Origin of the sequence: Streptomyces sp. YIM 121038 (assembly GCF_006088715.1) — a bacterium.
Classification (GTDB): domain Bacteria; phylum Actinomycetota; class Actinomycetes; order Streptomycetales; family Streptomycetaceae; genus Streptomyces.
In genome coordinates this window covers 2,400,934-2,423,778 of sequence record NZ_CP030771.1, presented here as the reverse complement: position 1 = coordinate 2,423,778, position 22,845 = coordinate 2,400,934, and the positions used below count along the sequence as shown (strand labels likewise).

The 22,845-nt window shown below is 69.8% G+C and carries 15 protein-coding genes, 3 rRNA genes and 1 pseudogene; 15 read left to right on the top strand and 4 right to left on the bottom strand.

Annotated features, from left to right (window positions below; genetic code table 11):
* Positions 1-180 precede the first annotated feature (180 nt).
* The 6 genes from C9F11_RS09865 to C9F11_RS48110 all read left to right on the top strand — a co-directional run bounded on the left by C9F11_RS09865 (position 181) and on the right by C9F11_RS48110 (position 8,767).
* Complete coding sequence (locus C9F11_RS09865; RefSeq protein ID WP_138958908.1) at positions 181-822, top strand: DNA-3-methyladenine glycosylase; 642 nt, start codon at positions 181-183, stop codon at positions 820-822.
* A gap of 552 nt (positions 823-1,374) precedes the next feature.
* Positions 1,375-2,900 (top strand): 16S ribosomal RNA (locus tag C9F11_RS09855).
* A gap of 318 nt (positions 2,901-3,218) precedes the next feature.
* A 23S ribosomal RNA gene (locus C9F11_RS09850) occupies positions 3,219-6,342 on the top strand.
* 133 nt (positions 6,343-6,475) lie between these two features.
* Positions 6,476-6,592: ribosomal RNA gene (gene rrf, locus C9F11_RS09845) — 5S ribosomal RNA — on the top strand.
* Together the 16S, 23S and 5S rRNA genes form the textbook arrangement of a ribosomal RNA operon.
* 247 nt (positions 6,593-6,839) lie before the next feature.
* Complete coding sequence (locus C9F11_RS49915; RefSeq protein ID WP_346347240.1) at positions 6,840-8,075, top strand: hypothetical protein; 1,236 nt, start codon at positions 6,840-6,842, stop codon at positions 8,073-8,075.
* A complete protein-coding gene (locus tag C9F11_RS48110) occupies positions 8,012-8,767 on the top strand; it encodes a tetratricopeptide repeat protein (protein WP_346347238.1) in 756 nt (251 codons plus the stop codon). The genes C9F11_RS49915 and C9F11_RS48110 overlap by 64 nt, the downstream gene beginning before the upstream one ends.
* Positions 8,768-8,925: 158 nt before the next feature.
* Here C9F11_RS48110 and C9F11_RS09835 read toward each other — a convergent pair whose 3' ends face one another.
* Positions 8,926-10,203, bottom strand: coding sequence for a DUF1015 domain-containing protein (locus C9F11_RS09835; RefSeq protein WP_138958906.1), 1,278 nt, complete (start codon positions 10,201-10,203; stop codon positions 8,926-8,928).
* A 71-nt stretch (positions 10,204-10,274) separates the two neighbouring features.
* Between C9F11_RS09835 and C9F11_RS09830 the strand changes: the two genes are divergently transcribed.
* Positions 10,275-11,315 carry an HAD-IIA family hydrolase gene (locus C9F11_RS09830; protein ID WP_138958905.1) on the top strand — a complete coding sequence of 347 codons (1,041 nt, stop codon included), beginning with the start codon at positions 10,275-10,277 and terminating at the stop codon, positions 11,313-11,315.
* Between the two features lie 30 nt (positions 11,316-11,345).
* Here C9F11_RS09830 and C9F11_RS09825 read toward each other — a convergent pair.
* A pseudogene (locus tag C9F11_RS09825) lies at positions 11,346-12,376 on the bottom strand (ABC transporter substrate-binding protein).
* A 62-nt stretch (positions 12,377-12,438) separates the two neighbouring features.
* Between C9F11_RS09825 and C9F11_RS09820 the strand changes: the two are divergent.
* The 3 genes from C9F11_RS09820 (at position 12,439) to C9F11_RS09810 (ending at position 15,522) form a co-directional block, all read left to right on the top strand.
* Positions 12,439-13,482 (top strand): iron chelate uptake ABC transporter family permease subunit, encoded by a 1,044-nt coding sequence (locus C9F11_RS09820; RefSeq protein WP_138958904.1) that lies wholly within the window; start codon positions 12,439-12,441, stop codon positions 13,480-13,482.
* The gene (locus tag C9F11_RS09815) at positions 13,479-14,507 is read left to right on the top strand and encodes an iron chelate uptake ABC transporter family permease subunit (protein ID WP_138958903.1); all 1,029 of its coding nucleotides are present in this window, start codon (positions 13,479-13,481) and stop codon (positions 14,505-14,507) included. Before C9F11_RS09820 ends, C9F11_RS09815 begins: the two co-directional genes overlap by 4 nt.
* Positions 14,508-14,706: 199 nt before the next feature.
* Positions 14,707-15,522, top strand: coding sequence for an ABC transporter ATP-binding protein (locus tag C9F11_RS09810; RefSeq protein ID WP_138958902.1), 816 nt, complete (start codon positions 14,707-14,709; stop codon positions 15,520-15,522).
* Here the strand turns inward: C9F11_RS09810 and C9F11_RS09805 are convergent.
* Positions 15,506-15,853, bottom strand: a complete 348-nt coding sequence (locus tag C9F11_RS09805) for an SCP2 sterol-binding domain-containing protein (RefSeq protein WP_138958901.1) — start codon at positions 15,851-15,853, stop codon at positions 15,506-15,508. The genes C9F11_RS09810 and C9F11_RS09805 overlap by 17 nt on opposite strands.
* 42 nt (positions 15,854-15,895) lie before the next feature.
* Here C9F11_RS09805 and C9F11_RS09800 point away from each other — a divergent pair, with 42 nt between their 5' ends.
* Genes C9F11_RS09800 through C9F11_RS09790 form a run of 3 tightly spaced genes read left to right on the top strand, consistent with a single transcriptional unit; the run spans position 15,896 to position 17,953 of the window.
* The gene (locus C9F11_RS09800; protein WP_138958900.1) at positions 15,896-16,228 is read left to right on the top strand and encodes a hypothetical protein; all 333 of its coding nucleotides are present in this window, start codon (positions 15,896-15,898) and stop codon (positions 16,226-16,228) included.
* Between the two features lie 7 nt (positions 16,229-16,235).
* Entirely contained in the window at positions 16,236-17,051 is an 816-nt protein-coding gene (locus C9F11_RS09795; protein ID WP_138958899.1) for a TlyA family RNA methyltransferase, read from the top strand.
* The gene (locus C9F11_RS09790; RefSeq protein ID WP_138958898.1) at positions 17,048-17,953 is read left to right on the top strand and encodes an NAD kinase; all 906 of its coding nucleotides are present in this window, start codon (positions 17,048-17,050) and stop codon (positions 17,951-17,953) included. The genes C9F11_RS09795 and C9F11_RS09790 overlap by 4 nt, the downstream gene beginning before the upstream one ends.
* Before the next feature lie 113 nt (positions 17,954-18,066).
* On the opposite strand, the gene C9F11_RS09785 is transcribed toward C9F11_RS09790, so the two are convergent.
* On the bottom strand, positions 18,067-19,419 hold the full coding sequence (locus tag C9F11_RS09785) for an FtsX-like permease family protein (protein ID WP_249401662.1): 1,353 nt from the start codon (positions 19,417-19,419) through the stop codon (positions 18,067-18,069).
* 182 nt (positions 19,420-19,601) lie between these two features.
* Between C9F11_RS09785 and recN the strand changes: the two genes are divergently transcribed.
* Both recN and C9F11_RS09770 read left to right on the top strand, forming a co-directional pair.
* Complete coding sequence (gene recN / locus C9F11_RS09780; RefSeq protein WP_138958896.1) at positions 19,602-21,344, top strand: DNA repair protein RecN; 1,743 nt, start codon at positions 19,602-19,604, stop codon at positions 21,342-21,344.
* A gap of 351 nt (positions 21,345-21,695) precedes the next feature.
* Entirely contained in the window at positions 21,696-22,835 is a 1,140-nt protein-coding gene (locus C9F11_RS09770) for a glycosyltransferase family 4 protein (protein WP_138958894.1), read from the top strand.
* Positions 22,836-22,845 lie beyond the last annotated feature (10 nt).

Below are 22,845 nucleotides of genomic sequence, written 5' to 3'. Positions count from 1 at the left end.
GCCTGTGGCTTGATTCGATCGGATCGTCGACTTCGATCCGTACAAACGCGACCAGCGCGTGTGTGGTTCCGCGCTCTCACCCTCGCGTCCTCACCCTCGCGGCGAGAAGGCCCTCGGGCCAGGCTCCGCCCGCCCTCCGCGCCGAACCCGCACACATCCGGTGCACTACGCTCGTTCGGCATGATCGCGGGACCTGACCGTACGCCCCTGCCCCGACACTTCTTCGACCGGCCCGTCCTGGAGGTGGCTCCCGACCTGCTCGGCCGCGTCCTCGTGCGTGCCTCCCCGGACGGCCCGATCGAGCTGCGCCTCACGGAGGTCGAGGCGTACGCGGGGGAGATGGACCCCGGCTCGCACGCCTATCGCGGCCGCACCGCCCGCAACGACGTGATGTTCGGCCCGCCCGGGCACGCGTACGTGTACTTCACCTACGGCATGTGGCACTGCCTCAACGTCGTGTGCGGCCCGGAGGGCACCGCGAGCGGAGTGCTGCTGCGGGCGGGCGAGGTGGTCGAAGGCGCCGAGCTGGCTCGCAAACGTCGACTCTCGGCCCGGAACGACAAGGAACTGGCCAAAGGGCCCGCACGCCTGGCCACGGCCCTCGACGTGGACCGCGCTCTCAACGGCGCCGACTTCTGCGCGGGCCCCGGGGCGCCGCTCAGCCTCCTCACCGGGACGCCCACCCACCCCGACCAGGTCAAGAGCGGACCCCGAACCGGAGTCGGCGGCGAGGGTGGCGTCCACCCCTGGCGCTTCTGGGCGGCCAACGACCCCACGGTCAGCCCTTATCGGGCTCATACGCCCCGGCGTCGACGAACTTGACGTGGCGTTGGCAGGTCCGTAATGTGGCCCGAGCCGCTTGACCCGGGTACGGCATTCAGCCTGCAGCCGGAAGCGGCCAACCACTACCTACGACTTCCCCTTCGCGGGGTCCTATTTCGCATGTCCGCATGCCGAAATTCGAATCCGCAGACTCGATTATGAGTCGCCGGGAGAATCCGCTAAAGTAGTGACCACGCCGAAAGGCAAAGGCCCTCCAACGGCCACCGGAAATGAAATCCGAACCGGGAACGGAACGGAAAACGGATCTGGTAGGGTTGGAAACACGAAATACCGAAGGGAAGCGCCCGGAGGAAAGCCCGAGAGGGTGAGTACAAAGGAAGCGTCCGTTCCTTGAGAACTCAACAGCGTGCCAAAAGTCAACGCCAGATATGTTGATACCCCGTCTGCCGGACATCAGTTCCGGCGGCGAGGTTCCTTTGAAAAAGTCCTTCCACACTGTGGGAGGCGCACAGCGAGGACGCTGTGAACGACCGGGATTATTCCTCCTGGTTGTTCCGCTCTCGTGGTGTTGCACCCGATTACGGGTACACATTCACGGAGAGTTTGATCCTGGCTCAGGACGAACGCTGGCGGCGTGCTTAACACATGCAAGTCGAACGATGAAGCCCTTCGGGGTGGATTAGTGGCGAACGGGTGAGTAACACGTGGGCAATCTGCCCTGCACTCTGGGACAAGCCCTGGAAACGGGGTCTAATACCGGATATGACACGGGATCGCATGATCTTCGTGTGGAAAGCTCCGGCGGTGCAGGATGAGCCCGCGGCCTATCAGCTAGTTGGTGAGGTAATGGCTCACCAAGGCGACGACGGGTAGCCGGCCTGAGAGGGCGACCGGCCACACTGGGACTGAGACACGGCCCAGACTCCTACGGGAGGCAGCAGTGGGGAATATTGCACAATGGGCGAAAGCCTGATGCAGCGACGCCGCGTGAGGGATGACGGCCTTCGGGTTGTAAACCTCTTTCAGCAGGGAAGAAGCGAAAGTGACGGTACCTGCAGAAGAAGCGCCGGCTAACTACGTGCCAGCAGCCGCGGTAATACGTAGGGCGCGAGCGTTGTCCGGAATTATTGGGCGTAAAGAGCTCGTAGGCGGCTTGTCACGTCGGTTGTGAAAGCCCGGGGCTTAACCCCGGGTCTGCAGTCGATACGGGCAGGCTAGAGTTCGGTAGGGGAGATCGGAATTCCTGGTGTAGCGGTGAAATGCGCAGATATCAGGAGGAACACCGGTGGCGAAGGCGGATCTCTGGGCCGATACTGACGCTGAGGAGCGAAAGCGTGGGGAGCGAACAGGATTAGATACCCTGGTAGTCCACGCCGTAAACGGTGGGCACTAGGTGTGGGCGACATTCCACGTCGTCCGTGCCGCAGCTAACGCATTAAGTGCCCCGCCTGGGGAGTACGGCCGCAAGGCTAAAACTCAAAGGAATTGACGGGGGCCCGCACAAGCGGCGGAGCATGTGGCTTAATTCGACGCAACGCGAAGAACCTTACCAAGGCTTGACATACACCGGAAACGGCCAGAGATGGTCGCCCCCTTGTGGTCGGTGTACAGGTGGTGCATGGCTGTCGTCAGCTCGTGTCGTGAGATGTTGGGTTAAGTCCCGCAACGAGCGCAACCCTTGTCCCGTGTTGCCAGCAGGCCCTTGTGGTGCTGGGGACTCACGGGAGACCGCCGGGGTCAACTCGGAGGAAGGTGGGGACGACGTCAAGTCATCATGCCCCTTATGTCTTGGGCTGCACACGTGCTACAATGGCCGGTACAATGAGCTGCGATACCGCGAGGTGGAGCGAATCTCAAAAAGCCGGTCTCAGTTCGGATTGGGGTCTGCAACTCGACCCCATGAAGTCGGAGTCGCTAGTAATCGCAGATCAGCATTGCTGCGGTGAATACGTTCCCGGGCCTTGTACACACCGCCCGTCACGTCACGAAAGTCGGTAACACCCGAAGCCGGTGGCCCAACCCCTTGTGGGAGGGAGCTGTCGAAGGTGGGACTGGCGATTGGGACGAAGTCGTAACAAGGTAGCCGTACCGGAAGGTGCGGCTGGATCACCTCCTTTCTAAGGAGCACTTCTTGGCTGCCGGCTCTGCTGACAGTCCAGAGGCCAGTACATCAGCGAATGTCTGATGCTGGTTGCTCATGGGTGGAACGTTGACTACTCGGCCTGGTTCACGGGTCGGAGGCTGCTAGTACTGCTCGTAAGAGCGTGGAACGCATGATCTCCGGGCGGGACCGGGTCGGGCACGCTGTTGGGTATCTGAGGGTACGGAACTTGCTTTCCGACCTCAATGCCGACCCCGGTGAAGCGCCATTTTGGTGGTGTGTGACGGGTGGTTGGTCGTTGTTTGAGAACTGCACAGTGAACGCGAGCATCTGTGGCCAAGTTTTTAAGGGCGCACGGTGGATGCCTTGGCACCAGGAACCGATGAAGGACGTGGGAGGCCACGATAGTCCCCGGGGAGTCGTCAACCAGGCTTTGATCCGGGGGTTTCCGAATGGGGAAACCCGGCAGTCGTCATGGGCTGTCACCCACCGCTGAATATATAGGCGGTGTGGAGGGAACGCGGGGAAGTGAAACATCTCAGTACCCGCAGGAAGAGAAAACAACCGTGATTCCGGGAGTAGTGGCGAGCGAAACTGGATGAGGCCAAACCTCAAGCGTGTGAGACCCGGCAGGGGTTGCGCTTGGGGGGTTGTGGGATCTCTCTTTCACAGTCTGCCGGCTGTGAGACGAGTCAGAAACCGTTGATGTAGGCGAAGGACATGCGAAAGGTCCGGCGTAGAGGGTAAGACCCCCGTAGTCGAAACGTCAGCGGCTCGTTTGAGAGACACCCAAGTAGCACGGGGCCCGAGAAATCCCGTGTGAATCTGGCGGGACCACCCGTTAAGCCTAAATATTCCCTGGTGACCGATAGCGGATAGTACCGTGAGGGAATGGTGAAAAGTACCGCGGGAGCGGAGTGAAATAGTACCTGAAACCGTGTGCCTACAAGCCGTGGGAGCGTCGGACATCAAGCTTGCTTGGTGTCTCGTGACTGCGTGCCTTTTGAAGAATGAGCCTGCGAGTTTGCGGTGTGTTGCGAGGTTAACCCGTGTGGGGAAGCCGTAGCGAAAGCGAGTCCGAATAGGGCGATTGAGTAGCGCGCCCAAGACCCGAAGCGGAGTGATCTAGCCATGGGCAGGCTGAAGCGGAGGTAAGACTTCGTGGAGGGCCGAACCCACCAGGGTTGAAAACCTGGGGGATGACCTGTGGTTAGGGGTGAAAGGCCAATCAAACTCCGTGATAGCTGGTTCTCCCCGAAATGCATTTAGGTGCAGCGTCGTGTGTTTCTTGCCGGAGGTAGAGCACTGGATAGGCGATGGGCCCTACCGGGTTACTGACCTTAGCCAAACTCCGAATGCCGGTAAGTGAGAGCGCGGCAGTGAGACTGTGGGGGATAAGCTCCATGGTCGAGAGGGAAACAGCCCAGAGCATCGACTAAGGCCCCTAAGCGTACGCTAAGTGGGAAAGGATGTGGAGTCGCAGAGACAACCAGGAGGTTGGCTTAGAAGCAGCCACCCTTGAAAGAGTGCGTAATAGCTCACTGGTCTAGTGATTCCGCGCCGACAATGTAGCGGGGCTCAAGCGTACCGCCGAAGTCGTGTCATTGCAGTACATACCCCCAACGGGGACTGTGATGGGTAGGGGAGCGTCGTGTGCCGGGTGAAGCTGCGCCGGAAGGCAGTGGTGGACGGTTCACGAGTGAGAATGCAGGCATGAGTAGCGATACATACGTGAGAAACGTGTGCGCCGATTGACTAAGGGTTCCTGGGTCAAGCTGATCTGCCCAGGGTAAGTCGGGACCTAAGGCGAGGCCGACAGGCGTAGTCGATGGATAACCGGTTGATATTCCGGTACCCGCTTTGAAACGCCCAATATCGAGCCCATTAATGCTAAGGCCGTGAAGCCGCCCTGGAGCCTTCGGGCAAAGGGGAGTGGTGGAGCCGCCGATCCAAGGTGGTAGTAGGTAAGCGATGGGGTGACGCAGGAAGGTAGTCCAGCCCGGGCGGTGGTTGTCCCGGGGTAAGGGTGTAGGCCGTGTGATAGGCAAATCCGTCACACATTAAGGCTGAGACCTGATGCCGAGCCGATTGTGGTGAAGTGGATGATCCTATGCTGTCGAGAAAAGCCTCTAGCGAGTTTCATGGCGGCCCGTACCCTAAACCGACTCAGGTGGTCAGGTAGAGAATACCGAGGCGTTCGGGTGAACTATGGTTAAGGAACTCGGCAAAATGCCCCCGTAACTTCGGGAGAAGGGGGGCCACGCCTGGTGATGGGTTTTACATCCTGAGCTGGGGGTGGCCGCAGAGACCAGCGAGAAGCGACTGTTTACTAAAAACACAGGTCCGTGCGAAGCCGTAAGGCGATGTATACGGACTGACGCCTGCCCGGTGCTGGAACGTTAAGGGGACCGGTTAGTCACTCTTCGGGGTGGCGAAGCTGAGAACTTAAGCGCCAGTAAACGGCGGTGGTAACTATAACCATCCTAAGGTAGCGAAATTCCTTGTCGGGTAAGTTCCGACCTGCACGAATGGCGTAACGACTTCTCGACTGTCTCAACCATAGGCCCGGTGAAATTGCACTACGAGTAAAGATGCTCGTTTCGCGCAGCAGGACGGAAAGACCCCGGGACCTTTACTACAGTTTGATATTGGTGTTCGGTTCGGCTTGTGTAGGATAGGTGGGAGACTGTGAACCCGGTACGCCAGTATCGGGGGAGTCGCCGTTGAAATACCACTCTGGTCGTGCTGGATGTCTAACCTGGGTCCGTGATCCGGATCAGGGACAGTGTCTGATGGGTAGTTTAACTGGGGCGGTTGCCTCCCAAAGGGTAACGGAGGCGCCCAAAGGTTCCCTCAGCCTGGTTGGTAATCAGGTGTTGAGTGTAAGTGCACAAGGGAGCTTGACTGTGAGACTGACGGGTCGAGCAGGGACGAAAGTCGGGACTAGTGATCCGGCGGTGGCTTGTGGAAGCGCCGTCGCTCAACGGATAAAAGGTACCCCGGGGATAACAGGCTGATCTTCCCCAAGAGTCCATATCGACGGGATGGTTTGGCACCTCGATGTCGGCTCGTCGCATCCTGGGGCTGGAGTCGGTCCCAAGGGTTGGGCTGTTCGCCCATTAAAGCGGTACGCGAGCTGGGTTTAGAACGTCGTGAGACAGTTCGGTCCCTATCCGCTGTGCGCGTAGGAATATTGAGAAGGGCTGTCCCTAGTACGAGAGGACCGGGACGGACGAACCTCTGGTGTGCCAGTTGTTCTGCCAAGGGCATGGCTGGTTGGCTACGTTCGGGAGGGATAACCGCTGAAAGCATCTAAGCGGGAAGCCTGCTTCGAGATGAGTATTCCCACCTCCTTGAGAGGGTAAGGCTCCCAGTAGACGACTGGGTTGATAGGCCAGATATGGAAGCCTGGTAACGGGTGGAGTTGACTGGTACTAATAGGCCGAGGGCTTGTCCTCAGTTGCTCGCGTTCACTGTGTTGGTTCTGAAACCACGAACAGCCGTGTCGGCTGAACAACACCACTTAATTGAAGAGTGTGCTTGTTCGCTGCCCTGTTTGAGGTCCCGCTTCGCGGCGGGAATTCATAGGGTTTCGGTGGTCATAGCGTGAGGGAAACGCCCGGTTACATTCCGAACCCGGAAGCTAAGCCTTACAGCGCCGATGGTACTGCAGGGGGGACCCTGTGGGAGAGTAGGACGCCGCCGAACAATTTTTGGAGGACCCTTGGTCCCAGCGTTCACGCTGGGACCAAGGGTCCTTTTTGTTTTTGCCGAAGGGCGCAGACTACGCGGCTGCGTCAGAATGACTGCGGTACCGAAGACTAGGAGTCACCGATGTCCACCAACTCTCCCGACGAGCGACCGGAGCGCGAGCAGCGCCGCCGGGACGGTGGCGACCGGGGCGGCTACCGAAGCGGACCGCGTCGCGACAACGACCGTCCGGCCTTCCGTCGCGATGACCGCCGCGATGACCGTGGCGACCGCGGTGGCTTCCGCCGTGACGACAACCGTGGTGGCTTCCGTGGCCGCGACGACCGGCGCGACGACCGCCGGGATGACCGCCGTGACGACCGCGACCGCGGTGACCGTGGCGGTTTCCGTCGCGATGACAGCCGTGGTGGCGACCGGGACCGTGGGTTCCGTCGTGATGGTGACCGTCCGGCCTTCCGTCGCGATGACCGCCGCGATGACCGTGGCGACCGTGGCGGCTTCCGCCGTGACGACAACCGTGGCGACAACCGTGGTGGCTTCCGTGGCCGCGACGACCGCGAGCGCGGTGAGCGCGGTGGCTTCCGCCAGGACGATCGCGGTGGCTTCCGTCGCGACGACCGGCGCGACGACCGCGACCGCGGTGACCGTGGCGGCTTCCGCCGCGACGGCGACCGTCCGGCCTTCCGCCGAGATGACCGCCGCGATGACCGTGGCGACCGTGGCGGTTTCCGCCGTGATGACAGCCGTGGTGGCGACCGGGACCGTGGGTTCCGTCGTGACGGTGACCGTCCGGCCTTCCGTCGCGACGACCGCCGCGATGACCGTGGCGACCGTGGCGGTTTCCGCCGCGATGACAACCGTGGTGGCTTCCGTGGCCGCGACGACCGGCGCGACGACCGCCGGGATGACCGTCGTGACGACCGCGACCGCGGTGACCGTGGCGGCTTCCGTCGCGATGACCGTCGTGACGACCGCGAGCGCGGTGAGCGCGGTGGCTTCCGCCAGGACGATCGCGGTGGCTTCCGTCGCGACGACCGGCGCGACGACCGCGACCGTGGCGACCGTGGCGGCTTCCGCCGCGACGGCGACCGTCCGGCCTTCCGACGTGACGACCGGCGTGACGACCGCAGGGACGATCGCCGCGATGACCGGCGCGACGACCGTCGCGACGACCGCGACCGCGGTGACCGCGGCGGTTTCCGCCGCGACGACAACCGCGGCGGCTTCCGTGGGAACGGGCCCCGGCGCGACGACGGCCGGGGACGGCCGGGCGGCGGCGGTTTCCGTGGCCGCGACGACCGGGGCGACCGCGGCGGCTTCCGCCGTGACGACCGGCGCGACGACCGCGGTGACCGCGAGCCGGTCAAGCGGCTGCCGATCCCCGAGGACGTCACTGGCGAGGAGATCGACAAGGACGTGCGGCAGGAGCTCCAGAGCATGCCGAAGGGGCTCGCCGACGACGTCGCCAAGAACCTGGTGATGGTCGCCAGGCTCATCGACGAGGACCCCGAGCAGGCCTACGGCTACGCGAAGGTCGCCCTGCGGCTCGCCTCGCGCGTCGCGGCCGTACGCGAGGCCGCGGGCTTCGCCGCGTACGCGAACCAGAAGTACAGCGAGGCGCTGGCGGAGTTCCGCACCGCCCGGCGGATGACCGGCAACGTGGAGCTGTGGCCGGTCATGGCCGACTGCGAGCGCGGCCTCGGCCGGCCGGAGAAGGCCCTGGAGATGGCCGGTGCGCCCGAGGTGCACAAGCTGGACAAGGCCGGGCAGGTCGAGATGCGCCTCGTGGCCGCCGGAGCCCGGCGTGACATGGGGCAGCTCGACGCGGCGATCGTGACGCTGCAGAGCCCCGAGCTGGCCTCCAACTCGGTGCAGCCCTGGACCGCGCGGCTGCGGTACGCGTACGCCGACGCGCTGCTGGCCGCCGGGCGCGAGGACGAGGCGCGCGAATGGTTCGCCAAGGCCGTCGAGTCCGACAAGGACGGCAGCACGGACGCCTCCGACCGGCTCGCCGAGCTGGACGGCGTCGAGTTCGTCGACGCCCTCGTGACGGAAGGCGAAGCCCCCGAGCAGCCGGCGGCGGACGGCGACGAGCCGCAGGCCCCCGCCGAGGCCGCCACCGACACCGACACCGAGGCCGACGCCGAGACCCCGGAGCGGAACGAGGACTGACGTCCAAGAACAGCAAGAGCGGCAAGAGCAGCAAGAGCAGTGAGCAACAGGGGCGGCCCTCCACACGGAGGGCCGCCCCTGCGGCGTAACGCATGACAAGACGTACAAGACACGTACAGACGCGTCGGTGGACCGCCGCAGTGTCCGCCGACGCCCGGCTAGAACGCCAGGTCGCGCAGGACCACGCCCGTCGCGGGCTTCGGGCCGAACGACGTCGACTTGCGGGGCATCGTGACGCCCTGCCGGGCCAGGTCGCGGACGACCTCCTCACGGACCGGGTGCATGAGGACGGCCGTGCCGCCCTCGCGCTCGGCCTTCTCGACCGTGGCCTCCGTGTGGTGGATGTACGCGATGTGCTCGGGCGCGTCCGGGATGCGCCAGATGTGGTCCAGGAGCGTGGCGTGCAGGACCGTCGCGTCGAGGGTGCGCCACGCCTCCGGACGGCCGAGGGGGACCGTCCGGGCGATCAGGTCCGGGGAGGGGCGGTCGATCAGGTGGTACGTGCCGTCGCCCGCCAGGAGGAAGGCGTTGCCCTCCGAGACGGCGTCCGCGAGGGCGTCCAGGGCCTGGCCGAGCGGGCACTCCAGCGTGCGTACCCGGAACGAGCCGTCCAGGGCCGCCAGGGCGTCGGCGACCGGGAGGCGGTGGAGGTAGCGGTGGATGGCGCGGACCCGCAGCGGATAGCGGAGGGTGTCCACGAGCAGGACCAGACCGAAGTCCCACGGGCTCGGCGAGCCGTGCTCGCCGCGCAGCCGCAGATAGGTGGCCCAGCGGTGGTGGCCGTCGGCGATCAGGGCCTGGTGGCGGGCCAGATCTGACTGGATCGCGGCGATCTCGGCCGGGTCGGTCACCGCCCACAGGCGGTGGCTGAAACCGTCCTCCGTGGTCGTCGAGAGCAACGGCTTGTGGAGTATGGCGCGGTCTATGGCGGTGGCGGCACCGCCCGGGGTGGCGCCGCCGCGATAGGTCAGGAGCAGCGGTTCGAGGTTCGCCGCCGTCGCGCGCATCAGGGCGGCGCGGTCGTCGATCACGTGCGGCATGACGTCCTCGTGCGGCAGGACGACGCCTTGCGAGGGCTCGGACAGGCGCAGGGCGCCGATGATGCCGCGCTGCAGGATGTCGCCGTCGTGCTGCTCGTACACGTACAGGCTGGGCAGCGCGTCCGGGGCGAGGACGCCCTCGCTCAGCCAGTCGTGCAGGGTGTCCGCGGCCTGCTGGTCGCGTGCGGCCTGGGTGGTGGCCTGCGGCAGGATGAGACGGACGATGTTGTGCGGGTCGGAGGACTCCAACTCCAGGAGCCCGTCGGGCCGTACCACCACGTCGTACGGAGGTGAGGTCACGGCGGCGAGACTGCCGACCTGCTGCGGGTCGTAGCGCACGCCGCGGAACGGAATCAGGTCGAGGCCTTGGACGTCCGTGTGACCCACTGTGTTCATTAGTGCATCGTAAGTGTGTCAGTGGCATGCGCGATGATCGGTGTAGTGGATCTCACGAGGAGCGATACGTAATGAGCCAGACCGGCGGTCAGAGCGTCCGGACCCGGCCCGCGGGCAGCGCGCGTGCGCTGAGCGAGGCGTACGACACGGCACTGCTCGACCTGGACGGGGTGGTGTACGCGGGCGGGCACGCGATCGCGCACGCCGTGGAGTCGCTCGAAACGGCCCGCTCAGGCGGCATGCATCTCGCGTACGTGACGAACAACGCGCTGCGCACCCCGGAAGCGGTGGCGGAGCACCTGACCGAGCTCGGCATCCCCGCCGAGCCGACGGACGTGATCACCTCGGCGCAGGCCGTGGCGCGGCTGATGAGTGACCAACTGCCCACCGGGGCAAGGGTGTTGGTGGTCGGCGGGGAGGGCCTGAGGGTCGCTCTGCGTGAGCGCGGCCTGGAGCCGGTGGAGTCGGCGGACGACTCGCCGGCGGCGGTGGTGCAGGGGTTCGGCGGGCCCGAGCTGCCGTGGGGGCGGTTCGCGGAGGCCTGTTACGCGATCGCGCGCGGGGTGCCGTGGTTCGCCTCCAACACGGACCTGACGATCCCCGGAGCCCGGGGCATCGCGCCGGGGAACGGCGCGGCCGTGGAGGTGGTCCGCATCGCCACGGGAGCGGAGCCGCAGGTGGCCGGGAAGCCGCTGCCTCCCATGCACCGGGAGACGATCCTGCGGACCGGGGCGGAGCGGCCGCTGGTGGTGGGCGACCGGCTCGACACGGACATCGAGGGGGCGTTCAACGGCGGTGTGGACTCGCTGCTCGTCCTCACCGGCGTGACGGACGGGGCGGCACTGCTCGGTGCGCGGCCCGAGCACCGGCCGACGTACGTCGACGCCGATCTGCGGGGGCTGCTGGGCGGGCAGCCCGAAGTGGAGGCCGTCGAGGGCGGGTTCGCGTGCGGGGGCTGGAGCGCTTCCGCGCGCGGGGACGCGCTGGCCCTCGAGGGCGAAGGCGCCGCGCTCGACGGGCTGCGGGCGCTGTGCGCGGTGGCCTGGAGCGAAGCGGGGGACGGGGTGTGCGGGCTCGACGGGGAGAAGGCGCTGGCCCGGCTCGGGCTGTGAAGGGCGCCCTTCCCGGGGCCGCCCCGGTCTTCAGGGCGCGAGCTTCCCGGACTGGGTGACGGCCTCGGCCAGGCGTTCCAGGACCGGGGCGTAGCCCGCGTAGCTGTAGCGCTCCTCCATGGACCACGGGACGGTCTGGCCCGCCTTCACCGCGGGGAGCTTCGTCCAGGTGGGCTTCCTCGCGAGTTCCCCGGGCGACAGGGCGGTGGAGCGGTTGTCGACCATGATGAGGTCGGCGTGGTACTTGTTCGCGTTCTCCCAGCTGAGGAACTCCCAGAAGCCCCACTCGTCGCTCTTCTTGCCCTCGACGAACTCCACGCCGAGGTCCTTGAAGTAGTTCAGGTCGCAGTAGGAGTCGGGGACGGCGACGTACATCTGGTCGGCGTCCCCGGTCATGGCGAGGACCCTCAGGCCGCGGTTGGCCGCCGCGGCCTTGCGCAGGGTCCGTTCGGCCTTCTGGAAGCGGGACTTGGCGGCCCGCGCCTTCGCCGACTCCAGGTCGCCGCCGAGTGCCGCGGCCAGCTCGGCGTAGCGCCGGAGCGGTTCGAGCAGGGAGACGCGGGCGCCGTTGATGCCGATGGTGGGCGCGAGGGAGGCGATCTTCTTGCCGCTCTCCTCGGGGACGAACCACAGGGCGGGCGGCGGGAACATGTTGCTGATCAGCACGTCCGGCCGCAGGGCCGCGTACTTCTCCACGTTGAACCGGCCCCAGGATTCGCCGAGGCTGGTCAGCTTGCTGACGTCGAGGTCGCCCGCCTGCGGGTCGGGCTTGCGTCGACGGGACGGGACGGGCCGAAGACGCCGGTGCACTCGACGCCGTAGTCGTGCAGGGCGGCGGCGGTGCTGATGAACGCCACGATGGTCTCGGGCACGGCGTCGGTCCTGACGACCTCGGAGCGGTCGTCCGTGAAGCTCCAGCCCCCGCCGGTGCTCCGCGACGGCTCGCCGTCGTCGCTGCCGCAGGCGGTGAGCAGGCCCCCGAGGCCGAGGGCGGCGCCCGCGGACAGCAGTGCGCGCCGGGAGGGGGCGGCGGGCCGGAGGGCGCGAGGGGACCGGGGCATGCGTGGTTCTTCTCTCATCGAGCCAGCAGGGGGCCAATGGGAGGGTAGGCTAACCTAACCTCGTGTTGGTCGACAGTCCCCCCGAACCCCGCGCGGAATCCCCGGCCGCGCCGCCCAACCGCCGCGCGCTGCGCGGCGTCGGGCTGCTCCTCTCCGCCGTCCTGCTGCTGGCCGTCGTGTTCGCCAGCATCGCCGTCGGAGCCAAACCGCTGTCCATGGGCCAGGTCTGGCACGGTCTCTTCCAGGACTCGGGGACGTACGCCGACGTGGTCGTCGGCGAGCGGGTCTCGCGGACGCTGCTCGGGGTGCTCGTCGGGGTCGCCCTCGGCCTCTCCGGCGCCGTCCTGCAGGCCCTGACCCGCAACCCGCTGGCCGACCCGGGACTCCTCGGCATCAACATGGGCGCCTCGGCCGCCGTCGTCACCGCCATCAGCTTCTTCGGCGTCACCTCGCTGAGCGGCTATGTGTGGTTCGCCTTCGCGGGGTCCGCGATCGTCGGTGTACTCGTGTACATGCTCGGCGGCACCCGCAACGCCACGCCCGTGCGGCTCGCGCTCGCCGGCACGGCCCTGACCGCGGCGCTCACCGGCTATCTGCAGGCCGTGATGATCACCGACAACACCGCGCTCGACAAGATGCGCTTCTGGACCGTGGGCTCGCTCGCCTCGGCCAAGACGGAGACCATCCAGCAGGTCCTGCCGTTCCTCGTCCTCGGCACCCTCATCGCGCTCGGCCTCGCCCGGCCCCTGAACGCGCTCGGCATGGGCGACGACACCGCCCGTGCCCTCGGCGCCCGGCTGAACCGGACCCGCGCGCTCTCCATGGCCGCCGCGACGCTGCTGTGCGGGGCCGCCACCGCCGCCTGCGGGCCCATCATGTTCGTCGGCCTGATGGTGCCGCACGTCGTGCGCTCCTTCACCGGGCCCGACATGCGCTGGATCATGCCGTACGCGGCGCTCCTCTCGCCCGTGCTGCTGCTCGGCGCGGACGTGCTCGGCCGCGTGGTGTCGCGCCCCGCGGAGCTCCAGGTCGGCGTCGTCACCGCGGCCATCGGCGCCCCGGTCTTCATCTTCCTGGTACGACGGCAGAGGATGGCCCAGCTGTGAAGGCGATACGCACCAAGGGCGGGCTCTCCGTCCGCCTCGACGTCCGCACGGCCGTGGTCGTGGCGGCGCTCGTGGCCGCCGGGCTCGCCGCGAGCGTCGTGCTGATCGGCACCGGCGACTTCCCCATCCCGGCCGCCGACGTCATCCGCACGCTGCTCGGCAACGGTGACGCCGGGCAGGAGTTCATCATCAACGACCTGCGGCTGCCGCGGGTCCTCGTCGGCCTGCTGGTGGGCGCGTCCCTCGGGCTCGGCGGCGCCCTGTTCCAGTCCATCTCCCGCAACCCGCTGGGCAGCCCGGACGTGCTCGGCCTCGGGCAGGGCGCGACCGCGGGCGCGCTCCTGGTGATCGTCGTCTTCTCCGGCGGTGCGGCCCAGGTCGCGGCCGGAGCGCTCGTCGGCGGCATCGTCACCGGCGCCGCGATGTATCTGCTCGCCTGGAAGCGGGGCGTGCACGGCTACCGGTTCGTCCTCGTCGGCATCGGCATGAACGCCCTCGCCGTCGCCGTGAACGGCTATCTGCTCACCAAGGCCGACTTCGTCGACGCCGCGCGCGCCGTCGTGTGGATGACCGGCTCGCTCGACGGCCGCGACTGGGAGCAGGTGTGGCCCCTGTTCTGGCTGTGCGTCGTGCTGCTGCCGATCGTCGTCGCGCACGCGCGGCCGCTGCGGATGCTGGAGATGGGCGACGACGTCGCGTACGCGCTCGGCGTGCCCGTCGAGCGCACCCGCATCGCCCTGATGGGCTCCGCCGTGCTGCTCACCGCCGCCGCGACGGCCGCCGCCGGGCCCGTCAGCTTCGTCGCCCTGACCGCGCCGCAGCTCGCCCGCCGCCTCACCCGCTCGCCGGGGCCGAACCTGCTGCCGTCGATGTGCATGGGCGCCACCCTGCTGATCGTCGCCGACTGGGCCTCGCAGCGGGCGTTCGGCGCCGACCAGCTGCCCGTCGGCGTCGTCACGGGCGTCCTCGGCGGCGTCTATCTGCTGTGGCTCCTCGCCACCGAGCGCAAGGCGGGGCGCATATGAGCCGCACGGCGCGCGGCGGAACCGGGCGGAGCCGTACGCGCGGCGGGCCCGCGCGGAGCCGTACCGCGCGCGGCGAAGCCGGGAAGAGCGGCACCGCGCGCGACGGAACCGGGAAGAGCGGCACCGCGCGCGACGGGGCGCGAACCGGCCCGCGCACCACCCCCTCGTACGAAGAAGCACACGACCAGGAGCGTGCCCAGTGAACCGGCTCATCGCCGACGACGTGACCCTCGGCTACGACCAGCGCGTCATCGCGGAGGGGCTCTCCGTCGAGATCCCCGACAACTCCTTCACGGTCATCGTCGGCCCGAACGCCTGCGGCAAGTCCACGCTCCTGCGCGCCCTGTCCCGGATGCTCAAGCCGTCGGCCGGGCGGGTGCTCCTGGACGGCGACGTCATCCACTCGATGCCCGCCAAGAAGGTCGCGCGCACCCTGGGGCTGCTCCCGCAGTCCTCGATCGCGCCCGACGGGATCACCGTGGGCGACCTGGTGGCACGCGGCCGCTACCCGCACCAGGGGCTGCTGCGCCAGTGGTCGGCCGACGACGAGCGGATCGTGCGGGAGTCGATGGAGTCCACCGGCGTCGCCGAGCTCGCCGAGCGGTACGTCGACGAGCTCTCCGGCGGCCAGCGCCAGCGCGTGTGGATCGCGATGGCGCTCGCCCAGCAGACGCCGCTGCTGCTGCTCGACGAGCCCACCACCTTCCTCGACATCCAGCACCAGATCGACGTACTCGACCTGTGCGCCGAGCTCCACGAGGAGCAGGGCCGCACGCTCGTCGCCGTGCTGCACGACCTCAACCACGCCGCCCGGTACGCCACGCACCTCATCGCGCTGCGCGACGGCAAGGTCATCGCGCAGGGCGCGCCCCGCGACATCGTCACGGCGGATCTCGTCGAGGCGGCCTTCGGGCTGTCCTGCCAGGTCATCGACGACCCCGAGACCGGGACGCCGCTGGTGGTGCCCGCGGCCCGGCGGGCGCGCAGGACCGCGGTGGCTACAGCAGCTTCCTGAGGCGCAGCAGATCGCGGAAGCCCGCTTCGAGGCGGACGCGGCCCGCGGCCCAGGCCTTGGCGAAGTCCAGGCGACCGGACACCAGCGCCACCAGGTCGTCGCCCGTCAGGGCGAGCCGGACCTCGGCCCGCTCGCGCGGCGGACCCGGGTGGTGGCCCGACACCTCGATCCGGCCGTTCTCCAGACGGCCGGTGAAGGTGGCGTCCAGATCCTTGATGTGGCAGCTCAGCGAGCGGTCGAGCGCCGCCGCACCGCGAACGTCGCCGTCGGCCGCCGCCAGGCTCGCCGACAGCTCGTCCAGTGCGCTGCGGCACTCCGCCATGGTCGCCATCGTGATCGACAGTACCGCAGGGCTTCGAGGTAGCGTCGGGGCATGAGCGACTCGACGCCGGGCCCCGAGCCCGAGGTCACAGAGGCGGACGTGTCCGTTCCGCAGCTGGCGGACGCGGCGGGGGAGGCCCTCGCCGAGCCCGTCGACCCGGCCGCACCCGCCCCCCTCGGCGTGCCCCGCACCCCCACCGGCAACGCCGCCGTGGACGCCGGACTCGACCGGCTCGGCGACGCCGACCACCTCGCCACGGACGGCCACATCGAGGTGTACGAGGATGTGCACCGGGGCCTGCGCGACGCGCTGACCGCGCTGGACGCACGCCCCGGGCCCCCGGCCCCCTCAGGGGCACCGACCACGAACGACAACAGGAGCTGAACCGAACGTGGCAGGAGTGGCACGCCGCCGCCTCGACGCCGAGCTGGTGCGCCGGAAGCTCGCGCGCTCGCGCGAGCACGCGAGCCAGCTGATCGCCGCCGGTCGCGTGACCGTCGGCAAGACCGTCGCGACCAAGCCCGCGACCCAGGTGGAGACGGCCGCCGCGATCGTCGTCGCCCAGGACGACGGCGACCCCGACTACGTCTCGCGCGGCGGCCACAAGCTCGCCGGCGCCCTGAAGGCCTTCGTCCCCGAGGGCCTCGTGGTGAAGGGCCGGCGCGCCCTCGACGCGGGCGCCTCCACCGGCGGCTTCACCGATGTGCTGCTGCGCTCCGGCGCCGGGCACGTCGTCGCCGTCGACGTCGGCTACGGCCAGCTCGCCTGGTCCCTGCAGAGTGACGACCGGGTCACCGTCAAGGACCGTACGAACGTACGCGAGTTGACGCTCGACCTCATCGACGGCGTCCCCGTCGACCTGGTGGTCGGCGATCTCTCCTTCATTCCGCTGGGGCTCGTGCTGCCCGCCCTGGTGCGCTGCGCGGCCCCGGACGCGGACCTCGTCCTGATGGTCAAGCCGCAGTTCGAGGTCGGCAAGGAGCGGCTCGGCAGCGGCGGCGTGGTCCGCTCGCCCGAGCTGCGGGCCGAGATGGTGCGCACCGTGGCGCGGCAGGCGCAGGAACTCGGCCTCGGGGTGCGGGGCGTCACCGCGAGCCCCCTGCCGGGACCGTCCGGGAACGTCGAGTACTTTCTGTGGCTGCGCGCCGGGGCGCCGGAACTCGACCCGGCGGACGTCGACCGTGCCGTGGCGGAGGGGCCCCGTTGAGTCAGAGCCGAGCTCGTACTGTTTTTCTCCTTGCACACACCGGCCGTCCCGCGGCCATCCGCAGTGCCGAACTCGTCGTGCAGGGGCTGCTGCGCAGCGGTCTCGGCGTACGGGTCCTGGAGGCGGAGGCGGCCGACCTGCCGCTGCCGGACTCGGTGCAGACCGTCAAGGAGGCGACGCCCGCCTGCCTCGACGGGTGCGAGCTGCTCATCGTCCTCGGCGGTGACGGGACGCTGCTGCGGGGCGCCGAGTTCGCCCGCGCCTCCGGTGTGCCGATGCTCGGGGTGAACCTCGGCCGCGTCGGCTTCCTCGCCGAGGCCGAGCGGGACGACCTGGACAAGGTCGTCGACCGCGTCGTCACCAAGGCGTACGAGGTCGAGGAGCGCATGACCGTCGACGTCGTCGTGCACAGCAACGGCGATGTCGTCCACCGCGACTGGGCCCTCAACGAGGCCGCCGTGCAGAAGATGTCGGCCGAGCGGATGCTCGAGGTCGTCCTGGAGATCGACGGCCGTCCCGTCACCGGCTTCGGCTGCGACGGCATCGTGTGCGCGACCCCGACCGGCTCGACGGCCTACGCCTTCTCGGCGGGCGGGCCCGTGGTGTGGCCCGAGGTGGAGGCGCTGCTCATGGTGCCGATCAGCGCCCACGCCCTGTTCGCCAAGCCGCTGGTGACCTCGCCGGACTCGGTCCTCGCGGTCGAGGTGCAGCCGCACACGCCGCACGGAGTGCTGTGGTGCGACGGGCGGCGGACCGTCGAACTGCCCGCCGGGGCACGGGTGGAGGTGCGCAGGGGGGCCGTGCCCGTACGGCTCGCGCGGCTGCACCACGCCTCGTTCACGGACCGGCTCGTCGCCAAATTCGCCCTGCCGGTGTCCGGGTGGCGGGGAGCGCCGCACTGACGCTGCCGCTGGGGCTGCGGGGGGGCGGCGTGTGGATCGCCCGCGGGTTCGTTGTCACGGGTCGCGCAGCTCCCCGCGCCCCTGAAAGAGCGCTCCGTCTGCGGGCCCGCGGATCAGGTGCCGCTCACCACCGCTATCGCGCGGCGGCGCAGCACCGAGGCGACCGGCAGGCCGGTGGCGGCCAGCGTCAGCAGGAGCGTGCCCGCAGCGATGCCCGCCACGACCGCACCCGGCAGATACGGCACCGCCGAGCCGAACGCCGTACTCAGGATCGGCGCGAGCGTCGCGAGGGCTATCGCGCCGCCGACGAGCAGCGCCGTCCCGGCCACGACCACGGCCTCCCACGCCGCCATCGCCCGCACCTGGCGGCGCTGGGAGCCGACCACGCGCAGCAGCGCCAGGTCGCGGCGGCGCTCGAAGGAGATCATGGCCAGTGTGTTCGCCGAGGCTATGGCGGCGAAGCCCGCGTACAGGCCCGTGCCCATGTAGTCCATCCAGACTTCGCCGGTGGTGCCCGCGGAGCCCGTGTGGTGCTCGGCGGTCGTATGCATAGCGATCTTGGTGACGCCGAAGCCGACGACGAGCAGCAGCGGCACCACCGCGGCCGAGAAGCGCCGGGGCTGGGAGCGGACGTTGACCATCGCGAGCCGGGCCGAGGCGCCGCCGAGGCGGCCGACCGCCGCCGACACCAGCCAGGCCGCGGGCCCGATGAGCCGTGGGCCGAGCAGCCCCGCGCCCACGCAGAACAGGATCAGGACCAGGAAGGCGCCCTCGCTCGCCTCGGCCGCGTCCTGCCGTGAGAGCAGCACCGACAGGGCCACGGCACCGGCCACCGCGAGCAGCCCGAGCGGGGCCCGCAGCCGGCCGAGGCCGCGTCTCCCGGCCGTCGCCTCGGCCAGCGCGCGGGCGGGGCGCAGCAGGGAGAACCGCAGCGCCGACAGCACGGCGGCGAGCGCGGAGGTGACCACCGCGACGCCCACGCACACCGGCAGCGCCAGCCAGCTGAACCGGAAGGGCACCTCGGCCGGGACCAGGCCGTGCTCCACCATCCCCGTGAACCACACGCGGGCCAGCACACCGCCGAGGACGAAGCCGGCCAGGGCCGCCGGTATCGAGGCCGCCAGGGCCTGTCCGGCCACCGCGCGGCGGACCTGCCGGGGCCTGGCGCCGATGGAGCGCACCAGGGCCAGCTCGCGGTGCTGCTGGACGACGGCCGTGCCCATGGTCGACGCCACCACGAATATCGACATATAGACGGAGCCGATCAGGAGCACCGTGGCGATCTCGCCCACGCCGCTCTCCGTGAGGCGGTGGCGGGTCGCGGCGGGGAGCCCGCTCGTGCTCGTGCTGCGCAGCACCATCGTCGAAGCGCTCACCACCGTCGCGGCGAACAGCGCCGCCACGGCCGTGCCGATGAACGCGGGGCGGTGCGCCCGCAGCGCCGCCCGTGCCAGTCCCGTACTCATACAGATCATGGTGGGGTGTCAGGACCACCGTCCACCATGAAGATCGCCTCAGGATTTCCCGGGGGATATCCCCACTCCCGTGGGTGACAGGCGGCTCTGGCACGGCACGCCTTACCTGCGCCTTCACAGAACAGCTACGCGATGACACCAGGGCACGTCGCACACCGCCGCCCTGACCTCGTATGGTCTTGTCCGTGTTGGAGGAGATGCGGATACGGTCGCTCGGAGTCATCGACGACGCCGTGGTCGAGCTGTCGCCCGGCTTCACCGCCGTGACCGGCGAGACCGGAGCGGGCAAGACGATGGTCGTCACGAGCCTCGGGCTGCTGCTCGGCGGGCGCGCCGACCCCGCGCTGGTGCGGATCGGCGCCAAGTCGGCGGTGGTGGAGGGGCGCGTCACCGTGCCCGCGGGCGCCGCCGCGGCCCTGCGCGCCGAGGAGGCCGGGGCCGAACTGGACGACGGCGCCCTCCTGATCAGCCGCACCGTCTCCGCCGAGGGGCGCTCCCGGGCCCACCTCGGCGGCCGGTCCGTGCCCGTCGGGCTGCTGGCCGAGCTCGCCGACGACCTCGTCGCCGTCCACGGCCAGAGCGACCAGCAGGGCCTGCTCAAGCCCGCCCGGCAGCGCGGCGCGCTCGACCGGTACGCGGGGGACGCCGTCGCCGGGCCGCTGGACAAGTACACGGCGGCGTACCGGCGGCTGCGGGCCGTCAGCGCGGAGCTGGACGAGATCACCACGCGCGCGCGGGAGCGCGCCCAGGAAGCCGACATGCTCCGCTTCGGCCTCGACGAGATCGCCGCCGTGGAGCCGCGCACCGGAGAGGACGTCGAACTCGCCGCCGAGGCCGAGCGGCTCGGCCACGCCGAGGCGCTCGCCTCCGCCGCCACCGCCGCCCACGCGGCGCTCGCGGGCAACCCCGAGGACCCCGAGGGCGTCGACGCCTCCACGCTCGTCGCGGGCGCGCACCGGGTCCTGGAGACCGTGCGGTCCCACGACTCCGCCCTCGCCGCCCTCGCCGAGCGCATCGGCGAGGTCGGCATCCTGCTCGCCGACGTGGCGGGCGAGCTCGCCGGGTACGCCGACGACCTGGACGCCGATCCGCTGCGGCTCGCCGCAGTCGAGGAGCGGCGGGCGGCGCTCACCCAGCTGACGCGCAAGTACGGCGAGGACGTCGGCGCCGTGCTCGCCTGGGCCGAGGCCGGGGCGGCGCGGCTCGCGGAGCTGGAGGGCGACGACGACCGGCTCGAGGACCTCACCGCCGAGCGGGACGCGCTGCGCACCGAACTCGCCGGGCTCGCGCGGGAGCTGACCGAGGCGCGCGCCGAGACCGCCGCGCGGTTCGCGGCCGCCGTCACGGAAGAGCTGGCCTCGCTGGCGATGCCGCACGCGCGCGTGACGATCGACGTACGGCAGACCGATGACCCCGAGGGCGTGGAGATCGACGGGCGGACCGTCGCCTACGGCCCCTCCGGCGTCGACGAGGTCGAGCTGCTGCTCGCGCCCCACCCCGGGGCGCCGCCCCGGCCCATCGCCAAGGGCGCGTCCGGCGGTGAGCTGTCGCGCGTCATGCTCGCCGTGGAGGTCGTCTTCGCCGGGACGGACCCCGTGCCGACGTACCTCTTCGACGAGGTCGACGCGGGCGTCGGCGGCAAGGCCGCCGTCGAGATCGGCCGGCGCCTGGCGAAGCTCGCGAAGTCCGCGCAGGTGGTGGTGGTCACCCACCTTCCGCAGGTGGCGGCGTTCGCGGACCGGCAGCTGCTGGTGGAGAAGACGCACGACGGGTCCGTGACGCGTTCCGGCGTGCAGGTCCTCGAGGGCGAGGACCGGGTGCGCGAGCTGTCGCGGATGCTGGCGGGCCAGGAGGACTCCGAGACGGCACGGGCCCACGCGGAGGAGCTCCTCGCGGCGGCCCGGGCGGACGGCTAGCCCCCGGCGCGCGCCGGGGCCGCCCTCCAACACGCCCGGCGAGCACGTCGGATTCGTCAGAGGCTTCCTGTCGAGGGGGCGGTCTTGCGAAGATGCGGGGGCCGACGGGGGAGGGGGCGTGTGGTGGGTGGACGCCGGGGCCGGGTCGAGCGCGTGCTCATCCGTGAGAGTGATCCCTTACGCGGAGTTGTCCGGCCCGATCCGGAAGGGGGCCTTTCGGCTGTGCCGGAACGGCCGTACGGACTGGCATCCTTGGCGCGGTGACGGGCGGGGACCGACCGCCCGGACCGCCGGCGCCCACCCGTTCCGTCGGCGCGCCGCCCGCCGACCCGACCCAGGAGTCCCGGCCACGTGAGCCACGTGAGCACCCCTGTACCGCAGGGCCAGACGCCGCTGCACACCGTGCAAGTCCTGGGCGGCGGCAGCGCGGGAAGCAGCGCGCACGTCCGGTCGCTCGCCACCGGCCTCGCCGCGAGGGGCGTGCGCGTCACGGTGTGCGCCCCCGCCGAGGCCGACGAGGTCTACGACTTCGCGGGCACCGGAGCCCAGCACCTGGCGGTGCCGCGCCGCAGTGACCCCGCGTCGGTGGCCGCGCTCAGGGCGGCCTGCGCGGACGCCGACCTCGTGCACGCGCACGGGCTGCACGCCGGGCTGCGCGCCGCCATCGCCCTGACGGGGCGCCGGGTGCCGCTCGTGGTCACCTGGCACACCCGCGCCCACGCGTCCGGTCCCCGCGCCCAGGTCCTGCGCCTCCTTGAGCGGCGCGTCGCCAGGGCCGCGGCCGTGGTCCTCGGCACCTCGTCCGACCTGGTCGACCGCGCCCGCCGCAGGGGCGCGCGCGACGCCCGGCTCGCGCCGGTCGCGCTTCCGGCGCCCCGGGGCGCGCGGGCCCCGGAGCACGAGCCGGAGCTGCCCCGGCACAAGGTCCGCGCCGAACTGGGTGCCGTGGACCGGCCGTTGCTCCTGGCGGTCGGCGCCCTCGAAGCGCACCGCGGCCACGACGTGCTCCTGGACGCCGCCCGGACCTGGAACGGGCTCGATCCGGTCCCGCTGCTCGTGATCGCGGGCGAGGGCGCGCGGCGGTCCGCGCTCCAGGCCCGCATCGACGCCGAGGAGCTGCCCGCGCGCCTGCTCGGGCGGCGTGACGACGTACCCGAACTGCTCGCGGCGGCCGACCTCGCGCTGCTGCCGAGCAGCTGGGAGTCGCGCTCGCTGCTCGCCCAGGAGGCCCTCCACGCGCGCGTGCCGCTCGTGGCGACCGCCGTGGGCGGCATCCCCGAGCTGGTGGGCGACGCCGCCGAGCTCGTCCCCTACGGCGACGTCCGGGCGCTCGCCGACGCCGTCGTACGGCTGCTCACCGACGACGCGCGCCGTCGGGAGCTGAGGGACCTGGGCGCGGCCCAGGCGGCCTCCTGGCCCACCGAGGACGAGACGGTCACCCAGGTCCTCAGCGTCTACGACGAGCTGACGCAGCCCCTCACGTCGTACTGAGCGCCGGAGC